Here is a 25,502-nt window from a genome sequence, read left to right as displayed (position 1 = left end):
GATGTTTATGAAAAAAACAAGATCCAGAATAGTTTTATTCTTCATAAAATACAGCGTAAAATTATACAATTTCTTCTACAAAAAAACATTTTGCACAAATTTTTGGCACACCTCCTATTACAGGAAATAATCCTAAATAGTTTCAGAGAATAAATAATTCACGAATTTATTCTGGGATAATTTATATATACATATTTTTGTATTCCGACTTCCTTAAATCAGGAGAGTTGCCAGAGAATGGGTATGTACTAAATATCATTCTCTATTCATTTATGCTATTAGATGTTTTCTATACCTTATTACTTGTTTTTTTAAACGGTTTTTTCGTCGCCGCAGAGTTTGCAATTGTTAAAGTCCGGTCTTCTCAATTGGAAGTAAAGGCTGCCGGCGGAGATAAAACGGCGGACCTTTCCTTAAATATTCTCAAAAACCTCGATGGTTATCTTTCTGCCACTCAACTTGGAATTACCCTTGCAAGTCTTGGTCTTGGTTGGATTGGAGAAAGCGTTGTTACAAGAATTATTCTAAATATAATAGAATACCTGGGACTAGAACCTAACGTAGATCTGGCCCATAAAATTGCCCTTCCGATTGCATTTGCTATTATTACTGTTTTACATATTGTATTCGGGGAACTTGCTCCTAAATCAATAGCAATTCAAAAACCGGAAGAAACCACATTATCGTTAGCTTATCCTTTAAGGTTTTTTTATATCGTATTTAAACCTCTAATCTGGGTTTTAAATGGGTTTGCATCGCTGATTTTAAGAATATTAGGCATTAACATGTCCGATATCCATGAGATTCACTCTGCGGAGGAACTTCAATTGATTCTGGATCAGGGAAAAGTTTCTGGTGCAATACAGCCAAGTGCTCATGAGCTGATTAAAAATGTGTTCAGCTTTAACCTGATTACTGCCAGACAAATAATGGTACCAAGGACAAGTATCAATGCAATTGATGAGGATACTTCTCCTGAAGAGATTCTGGATAAAGTTATTAATGAGGGCTATTCCAGGATGCCTGTTTATAGGGAAACTATAGATAATATCATTGGGCTTGTGTATACTAAAGACCTGCTGAAAATGATGAACAAAAAAGAAGATATAAATCTTCAGAGTGTAATAAATCCACCTTATTTTGTTCCTCAAACAAAGAAGATCAGTGAACTTTTAAAAGAACTGCAGGAAAAACATCTCCATATGGCAATAGTTACTGATGAGTTTGGAGGTGTTGCAGGTATTGTAACTATTGAGGATATTCTGGAAGAACTTGTTGGGGAAATTCAGGATGAGCATGATGAAGAAGCTCCTTTTGTAGAAAAAACAAATGAAGAAGAATTTGTTGTGAATGCCCTTTCTACAATAGAAGATGTGAATGAATACCTTCCTATTCCTTTGCCAAAGAGTGGAGATTATGACACAGTTGCAGGGCTTGTAAATAAGGTCTTTGGAAGGATTCCGGAGCTGAATGAAAAGATTAAATTTGAAAGATACGAAATTACAATTTTGAAAAAATCCAAACAGAGTGTATTAGTAGTTAAAATGAATCTTCAAGAGGAGGAAACTGAAGACAATGAAGAAAAATAACGCATTCCGGAGAATCGTTATACTTTTATTTTTTTACTTAACAATAATTTTTAATGCTGCCTATTCTCAATATGTAGAAACGGGGCAGGATCCTTCTCATCTCAGGTGGAAACAAATAGTTACCAAGGATTTTCAAATCATATATCCTGTAGAAATTGAAGAGGAGGCTATACGAACTTCCCGTTCCCTGGAGAAGGTCTATCTCTATGTTTCTTATACATTGAATCATGAACCTAAAAAAATCTCTGTAATTCTCCATCCTCAGTCAAGTGTATCCAATGCATTTGTAGTATGGGCTCCTAAGAGGGCTGAATTTTATACTATTCCTGACCAGGATATCTATCCGCAAAACTGGATAGATCAACTGGCATTGCATGAATTCCGACACGTTGTACAACTTGATAAACTCAATCAGGGACTTACAAAGATTTTATATTTCTTGCTTGGCCAGCAAGCAATAGGGGCTGTTGCTGGTCTTTATCTGCCGCTCTGGTTTTTGGAAGGTGATGCAGTGGTCACAGAAACAGCTTTGTCTCATACTGGTCGAGGCAGGCTACCTGAATTTACTATGCCTCTGCGATCACAGGTACTTCAAAGAAAGATTTATAGTTATGAAAAAGCATATTTCGGTTCTTACCGTGACTTTGTACCTAATTACTATTATCTAGGGTACCAGCTTGTTGGGTATACAAGAAACAAATATTCTCCTTCTGTATGGAGTAAGTCGGTCGATAATGCTGCCAGAAGGGCTTATAACCCTATGCCCTTTAATCAAGGAATTAAAAGAACTACGGGATTATCTAAATGGAAACTTTATGATTCATGTATGTATTTTTTACGTGATCAATGGAGGTTTCAAAAAGATTCAACCATATTGTCAGGCAATCTGGATACAATACAGTTTAATGACACAAAAACTTTTACAAATTATCGTTTTCCTCAATACTTGTCTGATGGAAAGATTGTAGCTCTAAAGTCTGGTCTTGGAGATATTCAACAATATGTGTTAATAAAGCCTGGAAATAAAGAGAAAACTATATTTGTACCAGGTTATTTTAATCCTCAGATACTTTCTGCATCTCATAATAAAATTGTTTGGGCTGAATATGGATTTGACAAAAGATGGAGTAACAGAATTTATTCCAATCTTATAGTTTTTAATGCCGATAAAAGAAGTAATAAAAGGATAAAACTCACTCGAAGGAAACATCTCTTTGCTCCAGCTTTCTCAAAGGATGGAAGTATGATTGCAGCTGTAGAAGCAAAGCAATATGGGAAGTATTGTGTTTCCATTTTTGAAGCCCAATCTGGTAAATTAATCAAGGAGATTTATCATCCGGAAAATGATTATCCAATAATGCCTGCATGGAACAATGATGGGAGTAAGCTCTATGCAATTATGCTGGATGATGATGGCAAAAGGATTGATGAAATTTCAATCAGTACATCTGAATTCAAAACAGTTTTTAGATCTGGCTATAAAGATATATCGCAGCCTCTGGTGTCTTCTAATCATATTTTTTTCAGAAGTGTATATTCGGGTATTGATAACATTTACGCCTTTCGTTTAAATGATTCTTCGGTGTTTCAGGTGACATCTGTAAGTTATGGAGCCTTTGATCCTTGCTTAAATAGTACTCAGGATACTCTATTGTTTTCAAGCTATACAGCAAATGGATATCAGATTTCTAGTATGCCTTTAGACACTACAACTTGGATAAGTTTGAGCGATGTCAAAGATCAATCAGTAAAACTTTATCCTGAATTAGTAAAGCAGGAATTAGGTATTCCTCTGCCTGTTCTCAATCCAGACTCAGCTGCAGAAGAATCAATAATTAAAAAATATAGAAAAGGCACACATCTATTCTATCTGCATAGCTGGGCACCACTATACATCAATGCCAATACTTATGAAGTAAATTCGGGTGTGACATTATTTTCCCAGAACAAACTAAGCACAGCTATCAGTAAGTTAGCGTATTTGTATAACTATAGTGATAGGACTGGTACTGCAGAAGGTTCATTTGTTTATAAAGGTTGGTTTCCTGTCTGGTCCATCGCAGCTTCAAGAGGACAAAGACTCGGGCTGGATACTACGGGTAATGATGCAGTATTTAAATTTCAGGAGGATAAACTTGCTTTATCAGTATCTGTACCATTGAATTTGACAAGAGGTAAATATGGTCAGGTAATCACATCGACAATCTATAATTACACATCGAACTATTACAGGAATAGTGAAACACCTGATTATTTTAAGACAGGGGTAAAAAATATTTTTGAGTATGACCTAAGGGGATCCAGATATCTAAAGATGGCCCCTAGAGACCTATTACCAAAGTGGGGACAATCATTCAGATTGAACTATAGGCAATCACCATTTGGTAAATTTGACTATGGTAATTCCTTTGTAGGCCAGGCAGCCTTGTTATTCCCTGGGATATTGAAACATCATAGCATTAGAATTGATATTGGCAGGCAAATAAATGAGAATGGAAGTTATATTTTCTCCAATTATCTTTTATATCCCAGAGGTTATTTTAGCCAGGTTAACCAGAAGTTTTCAAGAATAATCTCAGAATACAGACTACCACTTTGTTATCCCGATTGGAAGGTCGGGCCAGTTCTTTATTTAAAGAGAATAAAAGCTTTATTATTTTATGATTACGGGGAAGGGAAATATAAAGGAAATTCAAGATACTATAACTCCACAGGAGTTGAATTAACCGGAGATATGCATTTATTTAATTTTGTAGCGCCAATCGAATTAGGTGCCAGAGGAATTTACTTCCCGGATGATCAGAGTGTCAGTGTCGAATTTTTATTTAATATAAATTTTTCAGCTCTTTAGATTAATTATTTGATTTTTAGGTTTTTGAAAATTGTTCGTAATTATTATTAAATTTTTTATGATTTTTTTTATATTTTTTCTGTGACTTTTTCAATAAAAAATAGTAATTATACATACAATTAATTCTTTCAATTAAAATCGTTTTTTTGCCACATGCACAAATTTTCTGTTAGATTGATCGTATTGGTAGTTTTACCTTTTCTTTTTTCATTCAGAAATTCAGAAGTAATAACTGGGGAAAAATTAACAGCAGCAGATACTTCAGCTTTATTTGTTTGCACTGTCGATGACAAACCAATGGTGATTAAAAATTTTAATGCTTATATGAGAACTGTGACCGGTGGTTATCGTCAATTATCATTGAGCAATGACAGATTCAGTAAATTTTTCCTTATAAAGCCCGAAGTAACTGAAATAAAACTAGGGTCAAATGCATTAAAGCAGGTTGTCATACATTATACCGATCCTGCTAATTTAAATCTGTACAAGCCTCATTCAGGTGTATTAAGAATTAAAGTACTTGACGAGAATAAAAAAGTACTTTCCGGTGAATTTGAAATGGAGCTGACTTGTAAAAATAATCCTTCCAAAAAGATTAAGATCAAAAACGGTAAATTGATCAATATTCCCATAGTATACCTGCAATAACAGATATAGGCAAATAGTAGCCGGATTCATTATTTTCTTACAATTTATCATCTGCCCTCCATACATAATCGTATCAGGAGTATTAAAATCTTTTTTTATATTTAAAGAAAAATGTTTTGAGGGATGACAAATTTTGAAAAAGAGAGAGTAAATATTACAAGAAGTAACCGCGGTTGGAAAAAATGGGGACCTTATTTATCCGAAAGACAATGGGGAACAGTAAGAGAAGATTATAGCCCTTTTGGTTCAGCGTGGGAGTATTTTTCATTTGATCAGTCACGTCACAGAGCATACAGATGGGGAGAGGACGGGATATCCGGAATTTGTGATTATAAACAGCTTCTCTGTTTTTCAGTCGCAATGTGGAACGAAAAAGACCCGTTCATCAAGGATAAACTTTTCGGCCTTACTGGAAATCAGGGAAATCATGGAGAGGATGTGAAAGAGGTTTATTATTACCTCGATAGCACGCCTACCCATTCTTACATGAAATTTTTATACAAATACCCTCAGTCCGAATTCCCATATTCCAATTTAATACTTGAAAATAAAGTCAGAGGTAAACTGGATCCTGAATATGAATTGATGGATACCGGTGTTTTTGATGAAGATAGATATTTTGATGTTTATACCGAGTACGCTAAGGCTGATATGGATGATATGTGCATTCGTATTACAGTTCATAATAGAGGCCCGGAAACATCTACAATCCATTTGATTCCCACCATCTGGTTTAGAAATTTCTGGTCATTTTTGGAAGATCCTTACAGACCTTCAATTTCTGCAGATAAAAATAAGTCACTATTAGTTGAGCATAAAGACTGGGGATTGTACAATCTTTATTACGAAGGTAAACCTGATTTACTGTTTTGTGATAATGAAACCAATCATGAGTTGGTATATGGCCATGCTCCGACTGAAGGATATTGGAAAGATGGTATAAATTTCCATGTGGTAAATGGAAAACCTACTGTAAATCCTGATCTGAAAGGTACAAAGGCAGCATTGCGATATGCTTTGACAATAGAACCCGGACAATCCCAAGAAATCCGTTTAAGACTTAGTGATCAACCTACTCAGGATGCGTTTGAAGATTTTGAATTTATATTCAAATCAAGAATCAAAGAAGCTGATGTATTTTATGATGAACTTGCCGAAGGCATCACTGATCCTGATTTAAAAAAAATCCAGCGTCAAGCTTTTGCAGGAACACTTATTTCTAAACAGTTTTATTATTTCGATGTGTCATTGTGGTTGAAGGGGGATCCAGGATCTACTCCGCCACCGGAAAGACTCCATGGCAGGAATAAAGACTGGATGCACCTGAACAACATGGAAATTATTTCCATGCCTGACAAATGGGAATATCCCTGGTATGCAGCCTGGGATCTTGCATTCCATTGCATAACAATTGCAATGGTAGATCCGGACTTTGCGAAACGTCAGCTGATTCTATTGTTAAGAGAATGGTATATGCATCCGAACGGACAAATACCTGCTTATGAATGGAGTTTCAATGATGTTAATCCTCCCGTGCACGCATGGGCTTGCTGGAGAGTCTATGAAATAGAAAGGGATTTCTTCGGAAAAGGTGATATTAATTATCTTGAAAGAGTATTCCATAAGCTTATGCTCAACTTCACCTGGTGGGTAAACCGCAAAGACAGTGAGGGGCATAATATCTTTGAAGGGGGGTTCCTTGGCTTGGATAATATTGGTGTGTTTGACAGAAGTAGCCCATTGCCGACAGGAGGCAAGATAGAGCAAGCAGATGCGACCAGCTGGATGGCCATGTACTCTCTTAATATGCTTAGAATTTCACTTGAGCTTAGTAAGAATAATTCTTCTTATGAAGATACAGCTTCGAAGTTCCTTGAGCATTTCCTATACATTACAGGTGCAATTGTAAATCTTAATGGATCTAAGTACAGCCTTTGGGATGAAGGAGATGAATTTTTCTATGATGTGCTAAATCTTCATAACGGACAGTTCATACCAATGAAGATAAGATCAATGGTTGGCTTGATTCCGATATTTGCGGTTGAAACACTGGAACCTGAAATAATTGAAAAGTTCCCCCATTTCAACAGAAGACTTGAGTGGTTCCTTAATTACAGACCTGAACTGGCTAAACTGGTTTCAAGAAGAGAAATAGAGCATGAAGGCATAAGAAGAAGATTTTCTCTTATAAGACAAAATAAACTGAAAGCAATTCTGAAGAGAATGCTTGATCCAAATGAATTCCTCAGTGATTATGGTATCAGAGCACTATCAAAATTCCATAAAGATAATCCATATGAATTTCCGACTAAAGACCATGTTTATAGCGTTACTTATAACCCTGGTGAATCGGAGAGTGGAATGTTTGGGGGGAATTCAAACTGGAGAGGTCCGATTTGGTTTCCTGTAAACTATCTTATCATTGAGTCGCTGATGAAATTTTACAATTACTATGGCGATGAAGTGCAGGTTGAATGTCCTACAGGTTCGGGAGTAATGATGAATCTGAAAGAAGTTGCGGAAGAGATAAGCCGTCGTCTTGTAAAAATATTTGAGAAGGACGAGAACGGGAATCGTCCCGTCTATGGTGCGGATGAGAAATTCAGTAAAGATCCGCATTTCAAAGATCACATCCTGTTTTATGAATATTTCCATGGAGATAATGGAAGAGGAATCGGAGCTTCTCATCAGACTGGATGGACAGGATTGGTTGCAGCATTATTGAATACCAGATTTAAAGAGAAAAAAACTGCAAAGAGCAGTGCGAAAACCGCATCCGCAAAAAAATAACTGATTGCTGTTTATTAATTAATGGCAAAGAAGAAAAAAATAAAAAAAAGTTATAAGGCAGAGTCATCAGGCATACCATTTAAATGGTATGCCTGGGGGGCTTTGGCTTTATCCATTCTGACCTTGTATTATGTTTTTCTTTTTCCAAATTTCAAATCCCGTTCTGAAAAATTCTATTACTATCTTCCAGGCAGAGCTTCTTCACATTACCTTGCAGATTTGCTCAAAGAAGAAAATGTATTAAAGTCGTCCCTGACTTTTAAACTGGTAGCGACACTGTTTGACGTAAATGCCGATGAAGGCCTTTATGAATTTAAAAAAGGCTGGAATAATCTTCAGATCCTTTTTTATCTGAAAGGAAAGCCTGCTAAAGAAGCAATGTCCATTGATATTCCTGTAATAAGAAGTCGTAAGAAATTAATAAATCTGTTGTCTAAGGAAATCGGCGTAGAAGCAGATTCTTTAAGGGCAGCATTAAAGGATACTACCTATTTAAAGGAACTTTCAGGGTTGGATAAGGAAGCATTTTACAGTGTGTTTTTACCTGGTGAATTAAAGGTTTATAAAACATGTGACAGCTATCAATTGATAGACTTCGTTTATAGCAGGTATGAACAATTTTGGAACAACTGGAGGGCTGAAAAAGCTGAGGCGGCAGGATTACTTCCTGAAGAAGTTGTGATCTTGTCTTCTATTGTTTATTCGGAATCAAAATTAAAAGAAGAAATGCCAATGATTGCCGGTCTCTATATTAACAGATTAAATAATAATATGAGACTGGAATCAGATCCAACTGTTGTATTTGCACATAATAAATTTGACATTCGCAGGGTGTTTAATAAGCACAAACAGGTCAAGTCAAAGTACAATACTTACAGAAATAAAGGCTTGCCTCCCGGGCCGATAAGCACGATTCCATTATATGTGATAGATTCTGTGCTCAACTTTGTACCACATGAATTCATATATTTTTGTGCGAAAGATGATATGTCGGGATGCCATGTGTTTGCAGAGACCTTTGAAGAGCATAAGAAAAATGCCATCTTATATCAAAAAAAGCTTGACAGCCTGAAAGTAAAATAAAAAGTGCTGAAGTAACAACTTCAGCACTTTTTATTTTACTATTGGATAAGTGATTAGCTTACTTCTTCAGATATTGGAACCATAGTTAATATTTCCATCAAACCATCACTGATCATTCCTTTTACTTCTTCAGGTGTTTTACCTAATCTATCAGTAAGTTTTTCAATAAGTATTTCTTCTTTGGAAATCAGATTTCTTTTCTCACGTTGGGACATCCTGATTTTTCTAACAGCTTTATTGATGTGCCCCTGTACCTGTCTTAAATATCTCGACTTTTTCATAAAAGTATAATTAAAGTTTTCGAATCATTTTAAAAATGTATACCAATAACAGCAATCGTTTTAAATTGTTGTCCTGGATGGAAAATTTGCTGATTAATTTTATTTTGCAACCTTTAAACACAATAATTCAAATTTTCAATCTTGCTGAAAATAGCCTGGTCTAAAGAATTTAATCATCCTCTTCCGGAAGGTCATAGGTTTCCTATGATTAAATATGACCTCATACCGGAACAATTGCTTTATGAAGGAACAATTAACTCAGGAAATTTATTCCAGCCCACTTTTTTAAATGAAGAAAATATACTCTTAACTCATAAGGAAGAATATTGGCGCAAGCTTAGACATCTTGAATTGTCCCCGGCTGAAATAAGAAGGACTGGCTTTCCTTTAAGCAAAGAACTAATTGATAGAGAGGTAATCATTATGGGAGGGACCCATGAAGCATCTCTGTTTGCTAGAAAGTATGGTGTCGCATTGAATGTTGCCGGTGGTACACATCATGCTTATACAGATAAAGGGGAAGGATTTTGTCTGTTAAATGATAACGCCATTAGTGCTAATATTTTGATAGATCAAAAGCTTGCAACTAAAATATTGATAATAGATCTTGATGTGCACCAAGGGGATGGGACTGCTGAGATTTTTAAAAATAAAAATGAGGTTTTTACATTCAGTATGCATGGTGCCAATAATTTTCCTGCAAAAAAAGAAAAATCGGACCTTGATATTCCTTTACCAGATAAGACAGGTGATAAAGAATATCTGAAGATATTGGATATCACTTTGAATAACTTGTTTGAAAAAGTTCAACCTGATTTTATATTTTATCAATCAGGTGTAGATGTATTGTCAACCGATAAGCTTGGGAAATTAGGCCTTTCCAGGGAAGGCTGTAAACAAAGAGATTTTATGGTTCTGGATCTTTGCAAAAGAAATAAAATTCCTCTTACAATAAGTATGGGTGGAGGCTATTCTGAGAACATCAAAGACATTATTGAAGCTCATTGCAATACCTTCAGACTGGCACAAAGTATATTTTTCTGATAAATAAAAAGAGACAGCTTTAAAGACTGTCTCTCTTCTTAATTTTTTAAAATTAGTTTCTAAAACTGATAATAAAGCTGTTTATTTTCTTTCTTACGGAAATCGAATTTTATTGTCATTCCATCTTCAGGAATACAGTTAGCTTTTAGCTTTTTACCATTTAAACTTTTCATGACAAGATCACTTAAACTTGCATCATTGCTTTGAATTTTTTCTACAATGATTTCATTGTTGGAGTCAATATTAAACTTAAGTACAACAACACCTTCTGCTAAGGTCTTATCAAAATCAGGAGAGTTGATAATTTGATCCTTCAGTTTGGACGAAATGAAAGAAGGAGAACAATTATATTTAGATTTTTTCTTATCGTTTGCTGAAAGATCAGAAAACAATGCGCTTATCATCATGAAGGAAAGCGAAAAACAGATGAACTTTTTCATAATAGCCTCCTATGTTTAAGGTATAAGGATAACTTACTCAAAACACGTTAAAAAGTTAACGATATGGTCATAGAAAAATAAGAATAGATTAACATGGTATGTTTTAGAAAGAAATGGCTTATTCAACTGCTTGAAAATAAATAACTTTAAAAGTTATTTATGAATTAGTAATTTTTTAACTGTTTTGATTGGTGCAAATTTGCTGAAAGACAATTGAATCTTCTCATCCTGAAGTTTGAAGCTGAGAAGAGAAGCCAGGCCTATAAATAATATTAATACAGAGAAAATCAAATGGAATGTAATGCCTGCATCTAGCAAAATTCCTGTAATTAAAGGACCGATAGCTGTGCTTAAAATATTTATTGAAGTAAATACAGATTTAAGATTAGCAAGGGATTTTAATCCGTATATCTCTGCAATCATGCAAGATTCAATTGTAACACCAGAACCTACAGAAGCTCCGGCAAGAAACATTGCGCCAAAAATTGCATAAGGATGATTGATATATAATAAGGTAATAATGGACATAGCAAATGGCCATAAAAAGTATGGAAACACTTTGGTAGCACTTATTTTATCTAATAAACTTCCAGTAATAAAGGTTGAAATGAAGTTGCCGGATGCAAAGAATGGAAACGCAAAGGCTATCAGTTCGGGTGAACAGTTTTTACTTTGCGCTATCGGAACAAGGAAAAACATCAATGTTGTCACCAGAAACGACAATATAAATACAGGAAATGCAACGAGATAAAATCTTTGATCTTTAAAAAGCTTTTTAATTGTCCATTTTTTGTTGGAATGCTGTGGTTTTACTTTTGGTTTAGTACCCGGGAATTTTTCGATGACCTTATTTTTTTGTCTCAAAAGAAATATAGCGGGAATCAGTACTATGGCCAAGACCATTGAACTGTAAAAAATAGCCGGTCTCCACCCATAATGATGTACACCCCAGGCTACAACCAGCGGAAGAATCGCTTCTCCAAGAGGAGTGCCTATAATTGCAAGGCTTAGGGCTTTCCCTCTACATCTTTTAAATCTCTTACTTATGATTGTTAAAGAAGTATGATTCATAAGCCCTTGTCCTGAAAGTCGCATACCCAATACAGCAATAAACAGGAACACAAGATTATATGAAAAGGAAAGTAAACTGCAGGATACTACAAGCCCAATGGCTACCATCAATGAATACGTAAATATTTTAGTCTGATCTATAAGTTTACCAAGATAGAAAACTAAAATACCACTGGTAATGGTTGCAATTGAATATATAAGAGCAAAGCCAGTTGTTGTCAGCTGAAACTCTTTTATCATATCAGGTATATATAATGAAAAAAGAAAAGTCTTTCCGAAGCCTGCAAAAAATGTGAGAAGTATAGCAACGAAGAGAAGTTTTTTATTAGAATAAAACAACCTGAAGTAAATCATGTTCATATATACGTATTGGGAAAAAAATAGTGTAAAATTTAATTGCGAAAACTTAGATTTAAGCTGTATTGTTCATAATATAAAAGGAGGACCATATGGATTTAATACAAAAAGCTTACTCCTGGAAAGAAGTACATCGCGATTCGATGATAGTGGCGGGATTGAGAGTGCTTTTAGGTATATACCTGATGGTAAAGGGAGTTTTATTTATCTCAGACACAACTGCTTTACAGAACATTATCTCTACCAGTAGTATGGAGTTCGGAGCTGTGGTTATTGCTCATTATGTAGCGTTAATGCACCTTACGGGCGGAGTGCTGATTGCCATGGGGACTATTACCAGAGTAGCTGTGCTATTTCAGTTGCCTATATTGATCGGAGCTATAATATTTAATGCAAGAAATTATGTAATTACAATACATTCGGAATTGTTGATTTCAATACTTGTCTTGTTGTTACTCGTATTCTTTCTGTTTTACGGATCTGGTGTTTATTCTGCAGATTATTTGCTGAGAAAATATGATAATCAATAAAAGGTTCCGGTTAATCCGGAATCTTTTTATTTTTACTACTCATCTAAATAATTAAAGTGCATAATAATTACTTTTTTATATTCCAATTGGCATCTGAGCTTCGATTTTTGAAAGGTTTCGAGGTGATAGATTGTTTTAGTCAGCAAAAAGAAGAGCTAATTGTTGTGTTTCAGAAAGAGGAAAAAGAGTTTTTTATTCAGGCTTATTTTCAAAATACTTTTTCATGTTTATATTTTCCCGATGATTTCAGAAGGGCAAGGCAGAATTCAGTCACCCTTTTTCAGGAAATAATTGGGCTGAAAGTAACTGAAGTTAAAACCGCATTGAATGAAAGATGTATTATATGTTCTTTGGGGGCAGATAAATCACTTGTATTTAAGCTGTTTGGTAATCGGTCAAATGTAGTTCTGTTTGAACTTGATAAGGTTGTTAAAATTTTTAAGAATAACCTTAAACTGGATTTAGATTTGTCTCTGCAGCATCTAAACAGAACATTGGATCTTTCTCATGCAAGATTTAATGAATTAAACGGAAATCTTAATGTTTTCCTGCCAACCTTGGGAAAGGAAGCCGCTTCTTGGTTGGATAAAAGAGGGTATGAAGGAATGCCTCTTGAAAATAAATGGAGGAAACTAATTTCCTTGCTTTCCCATTTAGAAAACCCGCAGTTTTATATTGTTAAGGATGAAAAAGGGAAGCCTGTAATCAGCCTGTTGCCGGAGGATAATTATCATGAGAAATATGATAATCCGTTAAGGGCAGTAAACTCTTTTTATCGTCAGTACATAAAGGACCTTCATATCCATACAATCAAAGAGGAATTATACAGGGATATGGAAAGAAGGTTGAAGCATTCCAAAGCTGTAGTGGTTGATTCCCAGAAAAGACTCAAGGTGATTGAGGAAAGTATACCAATGGATCAGTCTGCCGATGTTATTATGGCTAATTTGCATACAATTCAGCAGGGCACTGAAAAAATTGTCTTATTTGACTTTTACAGAAATGAAGAGAGAGAATTTAAACTTAATTCAAAACTGTCTCCCCAGAAAAATGCAGAGGTTTTATATAAAAAATCTAAATCAAGGTTTAAGGAAATAGAAGTGCTTGAAAATCTAATTTTGCAAAGATTAGATTTGATTGAACAACTGGAAGTTGACAAAGAAACTGTAAGTAAAATTGACGATCCGAAAGAGTTAAAAAATTACCAGAATAAATATTTTAAAACAAAAGAAACAGAACGGATACTTCAGGAGGGGCCTTATAAAACCTATGATTATTTGGGATACAAAATTCTTGTAGGAAAATCAGCTAAGGCCAATGAAGAACTGACATTTAAAACCGGTAAAAAGGATGATCTTTGGTTGCATGCAAAAGATGTAGCAGGTTCACACGTTATTATTCAGCAAAGACCGGGACAGAATTACCCTACGCCTGTAATTGAGCGCGCCGCATCTCTTGCCGCTTTTTATTCAAAGAGAAAAACGGATTCTCTTTGTCCGGTTATGTATACACAGAAAAAATTTGTGAGGAAAATCAAAGGCGCAGCCCCAGGTATGGTAAAAGTTGAAAAGGAGACGGTGATTATGGTTGTTCCTTCCGGTATGGATTAGAGGTCAGCCTTTCAATCGTGATGATATTTTTCTCCCTTAATGATTGTAAAAGCTCTATATAACTGTTCCGTAAAAAATAATCTGACCATTTGATGAGAGAAAGTCATTTTGGATAAAGAAATTTTGTCTTTAGCTTTTTCATACACTTCATCGGAAAACCCAAAAGCTCCGCCAATTACAAAAATTAAGGCCTGAGCACCAGAGTTCATTTTTTTCTGAATAAATCCTGAAAACTCTCTTGAAGTGAAATCCTTTCCTTTTTCATCCAATAATATAAGTTGATCTCCAGCCGAAACTTTTGCCAATATAAGTTTTCCTTCCTCTTCCTTGAGTTTAAGAGTTGTTAACTTGGAACCTCCCTTTACATCAGGTATAATGATAAACTCAAAAGATATATAATGTTTTAGTCTGGAGACATACTTGTCAATTCCTTCATTCATGAAATCTTCTTCTGTTTTTCCTACGACAAGCAACTTTATTTTCATTATTTTGTATTAATTTGGGAAAAACAATTTTTAAATTGATAATAAAAATATCCTTTTTCCGGTTTTGATTCTGTAAACAAGGTTTCAATTTAGTTAGAATTGACAAAAAAAATAGGTGTGGTTTGAATGAAAAAATGGTTTTTTATACTTTTTATTAATTTCCTTTCTTTTAATCTATTTGCTCAAAATAAGGCTGATTCTTTAATTACAGTTTATCTGCAGGAAGCGAAGGTTTTAATCTCCAGAAATAATTTTAGTGAGGCTGAGAAGGCCATTAGAAAGGTTTTTGATACAAAAAACGTGCTTCCCGATGAGACGGTTTATCTGTATGGAGTTACTCAGTTTGGGCTGGGTAATTATAAAGGAACTATTGCGGCAATGGAAAAATACCTGAATTTAACAGGTAAAAAAGGCGAGTTTTATAATGAGGCACAACAATATATTAAAGATGCACATTGCCATGAATCGGGATACTATGAATCCATCGAATTATGTGACATGTGTTTTGGTAGCGGAGATGAAGAGGCGCCTTGTCCGAATTGCAGAGGTAAGGGAAAAATCTTATGCACTGTTTGCAAAGGTAGCGGTGTGAATCGTGACAGCAAAAGCTATGGGGATTCTTATCATAAATGCAGTAAATGTGAAGGTACGGGGCTAGGGAATTGTGGCCAATGCAAAGGAAAAGGGACAATACACATTGCTTGTATCAGTTGTCAGGGATCAGGAAAAATTAAAGTGAGGAAGAAATGCAATAAATAGATCACCAGGAGTATTTTTTCAGTCTTAATTTTTATTGATTATTTTTCCTGAAAATATTTCCCTTGGAAAATCAATCAGAAAACCAAAAAAGTGAGAAGCTGCTGTTATTTATTTTAGCAGCTATCAATTTTACCCACATCATGGACTTTGTAATCATGATGCCAATGAATCCCGTACTTCAGTCAGTATTGCATATCAATAATAAACAATTCTCCCTTTTAGTCGCAGCTTATGCTGCGAGCGCCGGTATATTTGGCTTTCTGGGGTCATTCTACATAGACAGGTTTGACAGAAAAACAGCGTTGTTAGCTCTATACACTGGCTTTATAATTAGTACTCTTGGATGTGCTTTAGCTCAAAGTTATAGTTTATTTCTAGTTGCAAGATTTATGGCCGGTGCCTTCGGTGGCATACTCGGAGCCTTAGTGTTGGCGGTCATAGGTGATGCTATTCCGGAAGAAAGAAGAGGGAAAGCTACAGGATTTGTTATGGCAGCTTTTTCCGCCGCTTCTATTGCTGGAATTCCTCTTGGTTATTTCCTCGCAGTAAAGATTAACTGGCATATGCCGTTTTTTTTAATTACTGCAATATCGTTGGTAGTATTGGTAGTTGCCTGGAAAACCTTTCCATCTCTCAGAAGCCATATTTCGATGGACATAAAACAAAATCCTTTTGCCTTGATAAAGCATATTTTTGGTAACTCCAATTTGTTGTGGGCTTTGTTATTTACTTTTGTCTTAATGATTGCTGGCCTTACTGTTATTCCGTTTATTAGTGACTATATGGTGAAGAATGTAGGCTTTGAAAAAGATCAAATAGCATATATCTATCTGTTTGGAGGACTTGCCACATTTTATTCCAGCCCTGCAATAGGGAGACTTGCAGATCTACATGGGAAAAGGAAGGTGTTTGTAATAATGGCATTGATTTCAATTATCCCTATTTTGCTTGTAACCAATCTGCCTCAAGTACCGAAATACGTAGCTTTCCTTGTTACTACCTCATTCTTTATTGCCTTCGGAGGAAGATTTGTACCTGCTATGGCCATGATTACTTCTAGTGTTGAAAGAAAGCAGCGTGGTGGTTTCATGAGTTTTAATTCATCTGTCCAACAGTTGTCATCTGCATTGTCTTCTATGTGTGGTGGACTAATTATTTCAACTACTCTTGATGATAAAGTCTCCGGATTTTGGAAGCTTGGACTTATAGCAACTATAGCCACTATCCTTTGTGTATTGATTTCTATGAAGGTTAAACAGGTGGAATAAAATAATAATATCAATGTTTGTCATATTGTATCCACTAAAATCTATATCTCAGAAATGTATAAAGATTCAACAGTAACAGAAGATTTTATTAGGGGGAAAAATGATGTACAGATGGCTCTCAGGGCTTCATCCAAACGCAAGCGGCTTAAGAAGAAAGTAACTATCACAGCCAATGCAAAGGATAAGCTGTATCTGACAATCTATTTTGGTTTGTTGATTTGTCTTGCAACACTAAAATATGTTCTGAAAATTGGATTGATATTCGATCTGGAAGTTTTTAATAATTTTCTTCCACATCAGCTTCAGATTAGTTCTAATCTCATACAAGCTGTCATGAGTGTGATGCTTGTTCTTACTCTTTCCAAATCAATTAAAGTTTTTTTTATAAACAGTATAGAAGAAACAGCAACCAGGTTCAATTTAAATAGAGTCCTCAATCTGATTTCAGGAGTTATATTAGTCTTGATAATAGTATCGATATTATTTGCAAATTGGTACACGGCAGTGGTATCTCTTGGATTGATTTCACTTGTTCTTGGATTTGCCCTTCAGACACCCATTACAAGTTTTATAGCATGGATTTATATCATTATAAATAAACCATTCAGAGTAGGAGACAGAATCCGAATCGGAGATATTACAGGAGATGTCATTGATGTTGGATACCTAGAAACTACTATTTGGGAAACATTGGGGGATGCTTTAGCTTCAGATCACCCTACAGGAAGGATAGCAAAATTTCCGAACTCGATTATCCTGAGCCATCATGTAATTAATTATTCATGGCCTTTGTTCCCTTTTATATGGGATGAGATTTCTTTTTTTATATCGTTTGAAAGTGATCTTGATTTCGTAAAAAAATCAATGATGGAAATTGCAAACAGAAAGCTAGGAGAGGAGTTTGAATCAACGGTGAAGATTTACCATTCAATTCTGAAAGAGACGGCAGTAGATGAGGAACATATAGATGATCGGCCGGTAGTTGATTTTAGAATCCATGAAAATACATGGATTCAGGCAAAGCTTAGATACCTCTCTGAACCATCAATTTCAGGAACACTCAAAACTGAACTTATAACAGATATTATTACGCATTTTAGGAAAAACAAAGATAAAGTAGGCTTGCCTACAACTTGAATGAAAGTTTTATGAGGTCATTTGTTTTATCGGATATTCACGGGTGTGCTATAACACTCAGACATATGGTAGAATCGATTATAAGTCTAACTAAGCAAGACTATTTATATTTCCTGGGGGATTATATTGATCGGGGGCCTGATAGCAAAGGCGTAATAGATTATATTATTGAATTAAAAGAAAGAGGACATAATGTAAGATGTCTTTTGGGGAATCATGAAGATATGCTGCTTCAAAGTTTTTCCGATACCACTTACGAAAAAATGTGGCTGTTAAATGGGGGGGATACTTCACTGAAGAGTTTTGGGGTATCAATAATACATGAACTTGAAGAAAAGTATATATCCTTTTTTAAAGGACTTGAGCTTTATATAGAACTGGAAGACTACATACTGGTTCATGCAGGCTTGGACTTTAAATCTGACAACATCTTTTCGGGAAAAGATGTGCTTGTATGGACAAGGTATTCAGAAGTTGATCCAATAAGAACAGGTAACCGTATTGTAGTACACGGCCATACTCCCATGGATCGTGAAAGGATTTTATCTAAGCTAAATTCTTCTCAGGAAAATTTTGAGATTAATATTGACGGGGGATGTGTTTATGCATTAAACCCAGGGCGAAGCGGATATTTATGCTGCCTTCAGCTTGAAACAAAGGAAATGTTTTTTTTGGAAAATCTCGAATTGGGATAATTACCATTCAACAGCTGGTTTAGAAGGAGTGGGCTTTACCTCTTCAACATGTTTCATAGCTGATTTTAAACTGTTGATTTGATTTTTTATTAGTTTATCATTGTCTGATTTATGATTGTCCCAGGATTTTTGAAATCCGGCAAATTTTTCTTCTTCTAAAGGCTTTTCTTTTCCAGATGGAACATACTGATAGTTCCTGTTTTGCTTATAATATTCAAAAACAAAATCACTAAAGTTGTATCGGTATTTATTGTCTTTTACTTCAATCAGTACATTATATTTGATTGCTCCATGAACTTGTTTTGAAACGACTCCCTTGTTATAAACAAGATAATACCCCTTAGCCATAACCTTACCTTCAGCAGAGTCAAGTTCTATTGATTTTGACGTGGATTGATGATGTTTGTAAATCCAGTTTTTAGCCTGTATATATAATTGTTGAACACTGGCTCCACTGTCAACGATTATGTCAGTATAGGTGATTTTGCCGTTTTGATCTTTAGGTAGATTGTCCTGAGCGAATGATGCCTTAAAGGAAAGAAGCGTAATAGTGATAAATATGAAAATTTTCATATTTTAAATGTATTAAAATAAATAGGTATATAAAACAAAAAAGCCTTCAAATTTTTCAATCTGAAGGCTTTTTGCGGACTGGACGGGACTCGAACCCGCGACCTCCGCCGTGACAGGGCGGCATTCTAACCAGCTGAACTACCAGTCCAATATTTTCAATAACTCTTTTCTAATCTTAAAAACCTAAACTTCTTTTCTGTTTCGGCTACCTCTTTCGTTTAAGGTGGTGCAAAGCTATACCTTTTATACATACAATGCAAGCCCCTCTCAAAAAAAAGTCTATATTTTTTTGATTTTTTTTATAATCTGTTCACTACCAGAATGAAAAAAATAGACAATTTTTGTTTTACATTTTGCAAAATCAGAAATAGGGGGGTGATTAATCTGTTTTTATATTGAGAATTTCGAGAATTGACAGAACTTCATTTTATTGAAATCCCTATTAAACAAAAAAAAGCTACCTGTATGGTAGCTTTTTTTTATAAAGAAGTAAATAAAGTTATTCTTTGGAAATTTTTCTGATAGATTTTCCTCTGTCTGTTTCTACTTCCATAAAGTAAATTCCATTACTCATGCTAGTCACATCAATCTGGTTCTCTGATTTAAGACTGAATACTATGCGACCAAGGTTGTCACGAATGACAACTGACTTGATATTCAGTTCTGTTTCAATAGAAATCTTTTCTGAAGTAGGATTAGGATAAATTAAAATGTCATCAACTTTTTCAATAGAACCTGTAATACCAGTACAAATACCATTTCCGACAACTAATGTACTTGATGTTTTACATCCAAGCATATCAGTCACAGAATACGTAAATGAACCAGCTTGCACGTTACTTAATTTTGAAGTTGCAGAAGACTGATTTTCCCATGTATATTGATATTCTGGAACACCACCACTTACAGCAAGGCTAATACTTCCGTCTGCGGCGCCTGGGCAACCTTCGTTCTCAATTACTGAGGTTACAGTCATTTTGGAAGAACTACTTGCAAGCTCAATTGATTTAGTAGCCTTACAGTTTTGATTGTCTGTAATCACCACTGTATAATTGCCTGGAGCTAGATCGCTGATATCTTCAGTTGTAAGAGCATTATTCCACTCAAATTTATATGGAATAGCACCTCCGCTTACTTTAAGTTCAATAGATCCGTCTTTATCATATGAACATTTCGGATTAGTTATTATTGCTGAAACAGATATTAACTGCGGTTCAGTGATTGTAAAGTCTTTAACTCCTGTACATCCTTTTCCATCTTGCACAAGTACACTATATGTACCCTTTCCAAGATCCGAAATCGAATTACCTGTTGAAGTGTTGCTCCAAGTATAAGTAAATGGAGTCGTACCTCCTAAAACTGATGATATTGTAATTCCTCCATCAGATTTGCCTTCACAGCTTGGATTGGTAATTACAGAATTGATAGTCATTGGATCAGGTTGATTAACTATTTCGGTAAATTCCTTTTTACATCCATTAGCATCAGTTACAGTCACTGAATAGGTTCCCGAAAATAGACTTGTGGCATTTGGTCCCATAACAACTGGAGGATTCCAGCTATAGTCATATGGGCTCGTCCCTCCGGACATCTTCACAGCAATTGAACCAGAGTTATCTGCAAAACATTTGGTATTGGTGACTTCAGTCGTTCCTGTTAATGCAAGTGGTTCAGTCACTGTTACAGATTTGGTAGCACTACAATTTTTACTGTCTTTAATGGTAACAATATAAGTGCCAGGGGCAAGATTGTTGGCAATAGAACTTGTACCTCCCGATGGTGACCAAGCATATGTGTATGCTGGTGTACCTCCAGTAGTCGTTAATGCTGCCCCACCATTTGAAGCCCCAAAACAACTAACATTTGTAGTGATAGCTGTAGCACTTATTGCATCAGGCTGGTTTATGGTAACAGATTTTGTTACTGAGCATCCGATGTCATCTTTTATTGTGCAGGCATAGTTACCCGCAGCAAGTCCGGATAAAGAAGCACTTGTCCCTATTGCCGGGGACCAGGTATAAGTATAATCTCCGCCACCTCCTGTTGCTGTTACACTTATAGATCCATCAGACTTTCCAAAACAACTTACGTCCGTTTGTACTGATGATACCTGAAGTGTAGATGGAGAAGTGATCGTTACAGATTTTTGAATTTTGCATCCGTTGGCATCTGTGATAGTGCATGTATAGATTCCAGCAGAAAGCCCCGTGGCTTTAGCAGCACTTCCTCCTGATGGGGCCCATGAGTACAAATAAGGAGAAGTTCCTCCCGTTGGAACTACTGTGGCCTCTCCGGAGCTTCCATCCAAGCAGGTTACGTTTTTCTGTGAAGTCGTAGCTGAAAGTGCTGCAGAAGGTCCATTTATCGTAACTGACTTTTCAATAAAACAAGATTTTGCATCTGTGATTTTACATACATAGGTCCCTGTGCTAAGATTTGACGCAGTTGCTGTTGTTCCTCCTGATGGTGACCAGATGAAAGTATAACCAGAAGTTCCTCCAGATGGCACAACAGTAGCACTTCCATTGTTTCCTCCGAAACAGCTTACATTTGATTGAGTAGAAGAAGCAGCAAGTTTCTCAGGTTGTGCAATGGTTACAGTTGAGGTTGCTTTGCAGCTTTTAGAGTCTGTGACCGTTAAAGTATATATTCCTGCAGAAAGAGTATTCGCAGTAGAAGCTGTTCCTCCGGAAGGAGACCATGAATAAGTGAATGGAGTATTTCCATTTGATGCAGTCGCAACAGCACTTCCATTATTTCCCCCAAAACAGCTTACATCTGTTTTTACAATTGAAATACCAATAGATGCAGGCTGAGTTATTGTAATTGTTTTTGTTGAATAACAACCTTTGTTGTCAGTAACAGTTACTTTGTAATCTCCGGCAGTTAAACCTGTTGCTGTAGAAGAAGTACTGGAAGCGTTAGTCCATGAATATTGATAAGGTGTTATCCCGCCTGTTGCGGTAATGGCAATAGTTCCGTTGTTCCCTCCATAGCAAGTTGAATTTGTTTGTGTTGCAGAAAGGGCAGGGCCTTGACAAGGAGCTAAAATCATTAGCTTAGGGCCATTACCATTTGTATTTTCTTTGGAGTTAAAATAGATCCTTGGAAAACTTTGATCTATATTTTTAAGAACTAAAGTGATTTTGGTTCTTCCTGCAGCTCTTTCGCTTTTAATATAATTAGTTACATCCCAATAATAAGTATTGTATGTATACCCGTTAACTACTGTTGTATCAAGAGCAATAGATGATATTGCAGGTTGATTGTTCCATGTGATAGTATTTTCTGTCCAGTTTGTTGAAGAAGTATACACACCTACAGCAATTGAAGATTTTTTATCTGTATCTGTTTCTTCTATATAACCATATAGTTTGAGCCTGGCAGACAAAATACTGTCTTTATAGTCAGAAATATCAAAAGTGATAAAAGTATTTCTGTTATTTCCTTCAGGTAAAAGTAATTTTGAAATCAGGAATTGTGGATCAAGTGTTCCGTAAGTCTTACTCTTAAATGTAGTATCGTACTTTGCATTTTGAATATATGCATCGTGTATTGGAGAATAGGAAGATGTATCCTGATAAATTCTTTTAAATACTGCAGTATAGGTTGTATTGGCCAGAGGGGTAGAGATGATCTGATCAGCACTTCCTCCATGAGCCCAATGATCAAATACATACGGAATACCATTAACAGATTGTGGTGAAACCGGACTGATTGCCCTTTCTATACCTTGTACTGAGAGGGTAGAATATGGAGACGTTTTTGGTTGTCCATCTATTTTTACTTGCAGACCGGCTGGCTCCGTAGCTAATGTAATCGTTGATTTTTTAGGGAAAATCTCAACATATGTAGTGTCTGTTAAACCAAGATTGTCTTTAACGACAAGTTTGATTCTGAACCATACATTATCTTCGGTTTCTCCTGATACCGGAATGGTAAAAGTTCCATTTTGTATACCAGTTAAAGGAAGTCCATCATGCACGTGTGTATTATGATGTAAATTAAAGAACCAGGTAAAGGAAGAGGCTGGTAAAGTACCATCTTCAGGGTCCGTTCCAGAACCACTAAATGTGATTACATCGCCACCTTTATAGAGCATTCCATTTGAAGGTGTTAAGATGGTTGCTACAGGTTTTGAATTTTTTGGGCCTACAGTAAGTGTGGCAATATTGCTCGTTACAGAGCCTGATGCATTAGTTACTTTAACTGAATAATCTCCTGCATCAGCTGTTGTAGTTGCAGCTATTGAATATGAAGGTGAATTTGAGTTAGGGATATTCTCTCCATTTTTCATCCACTGATATGTAAAAGGAGCAGTACCTGTAAGGGTTACAGAAAAAGTAACAGGCTGAGTCTCGAAAATGTTAGCACTAAGTGGTTGGTTTACAATTTCCGGGGCAGAATTTCCTGAATAAACTATTTTATAAACGGCTGAATTAGATCTACTCAGATAATAAATATTACCGTCAATTCCTGCATCAATTGCAATAGGAGCTCCGGCAACATTGGACGAAAAGGTCTGTCTCTTAAAGTTGTTGGCAGGGTCAATAAAATTAATCCAGTTGTTACAATAATCCATAAAGAAATACTTGCCAATGTATTTAGAAGGGTAATTAGTAGTTTCAGGATTAAAGAACGTTCCTCCTGTAATTGCACACCCGGTGCTGTCTGAAGTAGGATGTCCATATATATAGACAGGATTAGTAAAGTCAGGATTGCTGGAAACACCTTCTGCTGTAGGCCATCCATAATTCTTGCCGCCAATAGTGACGTCGTTTATTTCTTCCCAAGCATCTTGTCCTACATCATTCACAAAAATTTTACCTGTACCAGGTTGTATGTCAAAGGTAAATGGATTTCTTAAGCCATAAGACCAAACTCTTTTTCTCTTTTCTGAACCTGTGGGAAATGGATTGTCTGCCGGTGCTGTTCCATCAGAATTAATTCTAAGTATTTTGCCAAAATAATTGTCCAGGTTTTGAGAAACAGGAGGTGTTATTTTTTGTTGATTTTCCCCTGTTGCAATATATAGTTTTCCATCTTTTCCAAATGCCATGGCTCCGCCATTGTGGCTGACTGATTGATCACTTAGTGTCTCAAGTTCTAAAAGAATCAATTCGCTGCCTGAAACAACTACATCCCCATTCATAGTAAAACGGCTTACTCTATTGTGGATTCCGCTAGAGTTAACAGTGTAATATAGATATATATAATTGTTGGTCGCAAAATCTGGATCAAATGCCAGGCCTATCAAGCCTCTTTCGCTATAATTACCAAACTGCGGTAGGTAAACTGCTGTTTGAACAGTAACTGCGGGAGTAGACAGTAAATTTCCGTTTTTGATTATTCTGAGTTTTCCTTCCTGCTCACAGACAAAGATTCTACCATCTGGAGCACATACCATTACTGTTGGATTTGCAAGATTTGAAGCAACAACAGAATGAACAAAAGAAGCGGTTGGAACAGAAGATTCAACTAGTGTTAATGTTCCGAATATATCTGCAGTTTTATATGCAACGTTTTTATCAGATCCTGTCACAATTTCAGAGCCCATGAAATTATCTCGGCTTGAAGCTCCGTCATTGTCGCAATAAGCCATTGCCAGACCGATCTTTTTGTTTGCTACAAGATTTGCTTTTGGATTGTTAGCAGCTCCGTATACGAATGCGTCTGTATACATTGTTATGGCTACTTCCCAAGTATATACATCACCGTTTTTTGTCCATTTTACAGTGACATGGTCGTTGAAAAGATGAGGATTCCCGTCGATACCTACATCTACTGCATCCAGCAATGTAGAGATATGATAAGCAAAGGCATTATAATTTTTTTCATGTTCTCCTCCTGATTTATTCTCATCTAGAAGCACTTCAAAACAATCATCTTCCCAATAATTCACAAGTGGAGCTGCTGTCTTGTCACTTAAAGTATTATCTGTGATTTCTCCTAATATATAAAGTTTATTGGAATCCCATGAAGCTTTAAATCTTCCTGAAAAATCTGCTGCAGTCGGTGTTGAGCCCAGCCAAGTCTGATCAATATAATACCAGTTTGCTGAAGCCCAGCAGGCATCGCTTCCAACACCATCTATTACAGGAGCGGTCTGAGCCTTTGGAGCTTCATAGTCTCTGGCAAAAGATAATTGTGAAAACAAGGTGAGCAGCAATACCAGTCCCGTTTTCAATAAAAACTTTAATTGATGTGTCATTGTGTTTTAAAAAGAGAATTTATGATTTTAAAGTCAATCAATTATAAATAAAGTCCAATTTAATAATTTTGAGCCTTTAA

Annotated in this window: 18 protein-coding genes and 1 tRNA gene; 12 read left to right on the top strand and 7 right to left on the bottom strand. The window is 35.8% G+C overall.

Going from position 1 to position 25,502, the window contains the following annotated elements; all coding sequences use genetic code 11:
* Positions 1-197: 197 nt before the first annotated feature.
* The 5 genes from K350_RS0124500 (at position 198) to mltG (ending at position 8,961) form a co-directional block, all read left to right on the top strand.
* Entirely contained in the window at positions 198-1,589 is a 1,392-nt protein-coding gene (locus K350_RS0124500) for a hemolysin family protein (protein WP_342665066.1), read from the top strand.
* The gene (locus K350_RS0124495; protein WP_028982163.1) at positions 1,576-4,440 is read left to right on the top strand and encodes a TolB family protein; all 2,865 of its coding nucleotides are present in this window, start codon (positions 1,576-1,578) and stop codon (positions 4,438-4,440) included. The genes K350_RS0124500 and K350_RS0124495 overlap by 14 nt, the downstream gene beginning before the upstream one ends.
* Before the next feature lie 153 nt (positions 4,441-4,593).
* Positions 4,594-5,088 (top strand): hypothetical protein, encoded by a 495-nt coding sequence (locus tag K350_RS30285; RefSeq protein ID WP_051313644.1) that lies wholly within the window; start codon positions 4,594-4,596, stop codon positions 5,086-5,088.
* 123 nt (positions 5,089-5,211) lie between these two features.
* Entirely contained in the window at positions 5,212-7,878 is a 2,667-nt protein-coding gene (locus K350_RS30280) for an MGH1-like glycoside hydrolase domain-containing protein (RefSeq protein WP_051313642.1), read from the top strand.
* Between the two features lie 21 nt (positions 7,879-7,899).
* Positions 7,900-8,961: an endolytic transglycosylase MltG gene (gene mltG / locus K350_RS0124480; protein WP_028982162.1), complete on the top strand. Its 1,062-nt coding sequence runs from the start codon at positions 7,900-7,902 to the stop codon at positions 8,959-8,961.
* A 53-nt stretch (positions 8,962-9,014) separates the two neighbouring features.
* Here the strand turns inward: mltG and K350_RS0124475 are convergent, their stop codons facing one another.
* Positions 9,015-9,242 carry a hypothetical protein gene (locus tag K350_RS0124475; RefSeq protein ID WP_028982161.1) on the bottom strand — a complete coding sequence of 76 codons (228 nt, stop codon included), beginning with the start codon at positions 9,240-9,242 and terminating at the stop codon, positions 9,015-9,017.
* A 141-nt stretch (positions 9,243-9,383) separates the two neighbouring features.
* Between K350_RS0124475 and K350_RS0124470 the strand changes: the two genes are divergently transcribed.
* Positions 9,384-10,286, top strand: coding sequence for a histone deacetylase family protein (locus K350_RS0124470; RefSeq protein ID WP_028982160.1), 903 nt, complete (start codon positions 9,384-9,386; stop codon positions 10,284-10,286).
* A gap of 59 nt (positions 10,287-10,345) precedes the next feature.
* Here K350_RS0124470 and K350_RS0124465 read toward each other — a convergent pair whose 3' ends face one another.
* Positions 10,346-10,726 (bottom strand): hypothetical protein, encoded by a 381-nt coding sequence (locus K350_RS0124465; RefSeq protein ID WP_156027189.1) that lies wholly within the window; start codon positions 10,724-10,726, stop codon positions 10,346-10,348.
* A 153-nt stretch (positions 10,727-10,879) separates the two neighbouring features.
* A complete protein-coding gene (locus K350_RS0124460; protein WP_081671136.1) occupies positions 10,880-12,157 on the bottom strand; it encodes an MFS transporter in 1,278 nt (425 codons plus the stop codon).
* Positions 12,158-12,246: 89 nt separating this feature from the next.
* Here K350_RS0124460 and K350_RS0124455 point away from each other — a divergent pair, with 89 nt between their 5' ends.
* A complete protein-coding gene (locus K350_RS0124455) occupies positions 12,247-12,684 on the top strand; it encodes a DoxX family protein (protein ID WP_028982157.1) in 438 nt (145 codons plus the stop codon).
* A 122-nt stretch (positions 12,685-12,806) separates the two neighbouring features.
* A complete protein-coding gene (locus K350_RS0124450; protein ID WP_156027188.1) occupies positions 12,807-14,294 on the top strand; it encodes an NFACT RNA binding domain-containing protein in 1,488 nt (495 codons plus the stop codon).
* 11 nt (positions 14,295-14,305) lie between these two features.
* Here the strand turns inward: K350_RS0124450 and rlmH are convergent, their stop codons facing one another.
* Positions 14,306-14,779, bottom strand: coding sequence for a 23S rRNA (pseudouridine(1915)-N(3))-methyltransferase RlmH (rlmH, locus tag K350_RS0124445; RefSeq protein ID WP_028982155.1), 474 nt, complete (start codon positions 14,777-14,779; stop codon positions 14,306-14,308).
* Between the two features lie 126 nt (positions 14,780-14,905).
* On the opposite strand from rlmH, the gene K350_RS0124440 reads away from it, so the two are divergent.
* The 4 genes from K350_RS0124440 (at position 14,906) to K350_RS0124425 (ending at position 18,638) form a co-directional block, all read left to right on the top strand.
* Entirely contained in the window at positions 14,906-15,538 is a 633-nt protein-coding gene (locus K350_RS0124440; RefSeq protein ID WP_028982154.1) for a tetratricopeptide repeat protein, read from the top strand.
* A gap of 62 nt (positions 15,539-15,600) precedes the next feature.
* The gene (locus tag K350_RS0124435) at positions 15,601-16,806 is read left to right on the top strand and encodes an MFS transporter (protein ID WP_028982153.1); all 1,206 of its coding nucleotides are present in this window, start codon (positions 15,601-15,603) and stop codon (positions 16,804-16,806) included.
* A gap of 54 nt (positions 16,807-16,860) precedes the next feature.
* Complete coding sequence (locus K350_RS30275) at positions 16,861-17,943, top strand: mechanosensitive ion channel family protein (protein WP_051313638.1); 1,083 nt, start codon at positions 16,861-16,863, stop codon at positions 17,941-17,943.
* 11 nt (positions 17,944-17,954) lie between these two features.
* A complete protein-coding gene (locus K350_RS0124425) occupies positions 17,955-18,638 on the top strand; it encodes a metallophosphoesterase family protein (protein WP_156027187.1) in 684 nt (227 codons plus the stop codon).
* On the opposite strand, the gene K350_RS0124420 is transcribed toward K350_RS0124425, so the two are convergent.
* The 3 genes from K350_RS0124420 to K350_RS31700 all read right to left on the bottom strand — a co-directional run bounded on the left by K350_RS0124420 (position 18,639) and on the right by K350_RS31700 (position 25,422).
* Positions 18,639-19,211, bottom strand: a complete 573-nt coding sequence (locus tag K350_RS0124420; protein WP_028982151.1) for a DUF4468 domain-containing protein — start codon at positions 19,209-19,211, stop codon at positions 18,639-18,641. It abuts the gene before it with no gap.
* 74 nt (positions 19,212-19,285) lie between these two features.
* Positions 19,286-19,359, bottom strand: a tRNA-Asp gene (locus K350_RS0124415).
* 351 nt (positions 19,360-19,710) lie between these two features.
* Positions 19,711-25,422 (bottom strand): PQQ-dependent sugar dehydrogenase, encoded by a 5,712-nt coding sequence (locus tag K350_RS31700; protein ID WP_051313636.1) that lies wholly within the window; start codon positions 25,420-25,422, stop codon positions 19,711-19,713.
* Positions 25,423-25,502 lie beyond the last annotated feature (80 nt).

The organism is Sporocytophaga myxococcoides DSM 11118 (genome assembly GCF_000426725.1).
Lineage (GTDB): Bacteria > Bacteroidota > Bacteroidia > Cytophagales > Cytophagaceae > Sporocytophaga > Sporocytophaga myxococcoides.
The sequence above is the reverse complement of the archived record's forward strand: the minus strand, read 5'-3'. Positions and strand labels throughout refer to the sequence as shown.

Excerpts from the sequence above, each read along its gene's own strand:
- K350_RS0124495 (WP_028982163.1), top strand. The coding sequence starts at position 1,576 with ATGAAGAAAAATAACGCATTCCGGAGAATCGTTATACTTTTATTTTTT.
- K350_RS30285 (WP_051313644.1), top strand. The coding sequence starts at position 4,594 with ATGCACAAATTTTCTGTTAGATTGATCGTATTGGTAGTTTTACCTTTT.
- K350_RS30280 (WP_051313642.1), top strand. The coding sequence starts at position 5,212 with ATGACAAATTTTGAAAAAGAGAGAGTAAATATTACAAGAAGTAACCGC.
- mltG (WP_028982162.1), top strand. The coding sequence starts at position 7,900 with ATGGCAAAGAAGAAAAAAATAAAAAAAAGTTATAAGGCAGAGTCATCA.
- K350_RS0124475 (WP_028982161.1), bottom strand. The coding sequence starts at position 9,242 with ATGAAAAAGTCGAGATATTTAAGACAGGTACAGGGGCACATCAATAAA.
- K350_RS0124465 (WP_156027189.1), bottom strand. The coding sequence starts at position 10,726 with ATGAAAAAGTTCATCTGTTTTTCGCTTTCCTTCATGATGATAAGCGCA.
- K350_RS0124460 (WP_081671136.1), bottom strand. The coding sequence starts at position 12,157 with ATGAACATGATTTACTTCAGGTTGTTTTATTCTAATAAAAAACTTCTC.
- K350_RS0124455 (WP_028982157.1), top strand. The coding sequence starts at position 12,247 with ATGGATTTAATACAAAAAGCTTACTCCTGGAAAGAAGTACATCGCGAT.
- rlmH (WP_028982155.1), bottom strand. The coding sequence starts at position 14,779 with ATGAAAATAAAGTTGCTTGTCGTAGGAAAAACAGAAGAAGATTTCATG.
- K350_RS0124440 (WP_028982154.1), top strand. The coding sequence starts at position 14,906 with ATGAAAAAATGGTTTTTTATACTTTTTATTAATTTCCTTTCTTTTAAT.
- K350_RS30275 (WP_051313638.1), top strand. The coding sequence starts at position 16,861 with ATGTATAAAGATTCAACAGTAACAGAAGATTTTATTAGGGGGAAAAAT.
- K350_RS0124425 (WP_156027187.1), top strand. The coding sequence starts at position 17,955 with ATGAGGTCATTTGTTTTATCGGATATTCACGGGTGTGCTATAACACTC.
- K350_RS0124420 (WP_028982151.1), bottom strand. The coding sequence starts at position 19,211 with ATGAAAATTTTCATATTTATCACTATTACGCTTCTTTCCTTTAAGGCA.
- K350_RS31700 (WP_051313636.1), bottom strand. The coding sequence starts at position 25,422 with ATGACACATCAATTAAAGTTTTTATTGAAAACGGGACTGGTATTGCTG.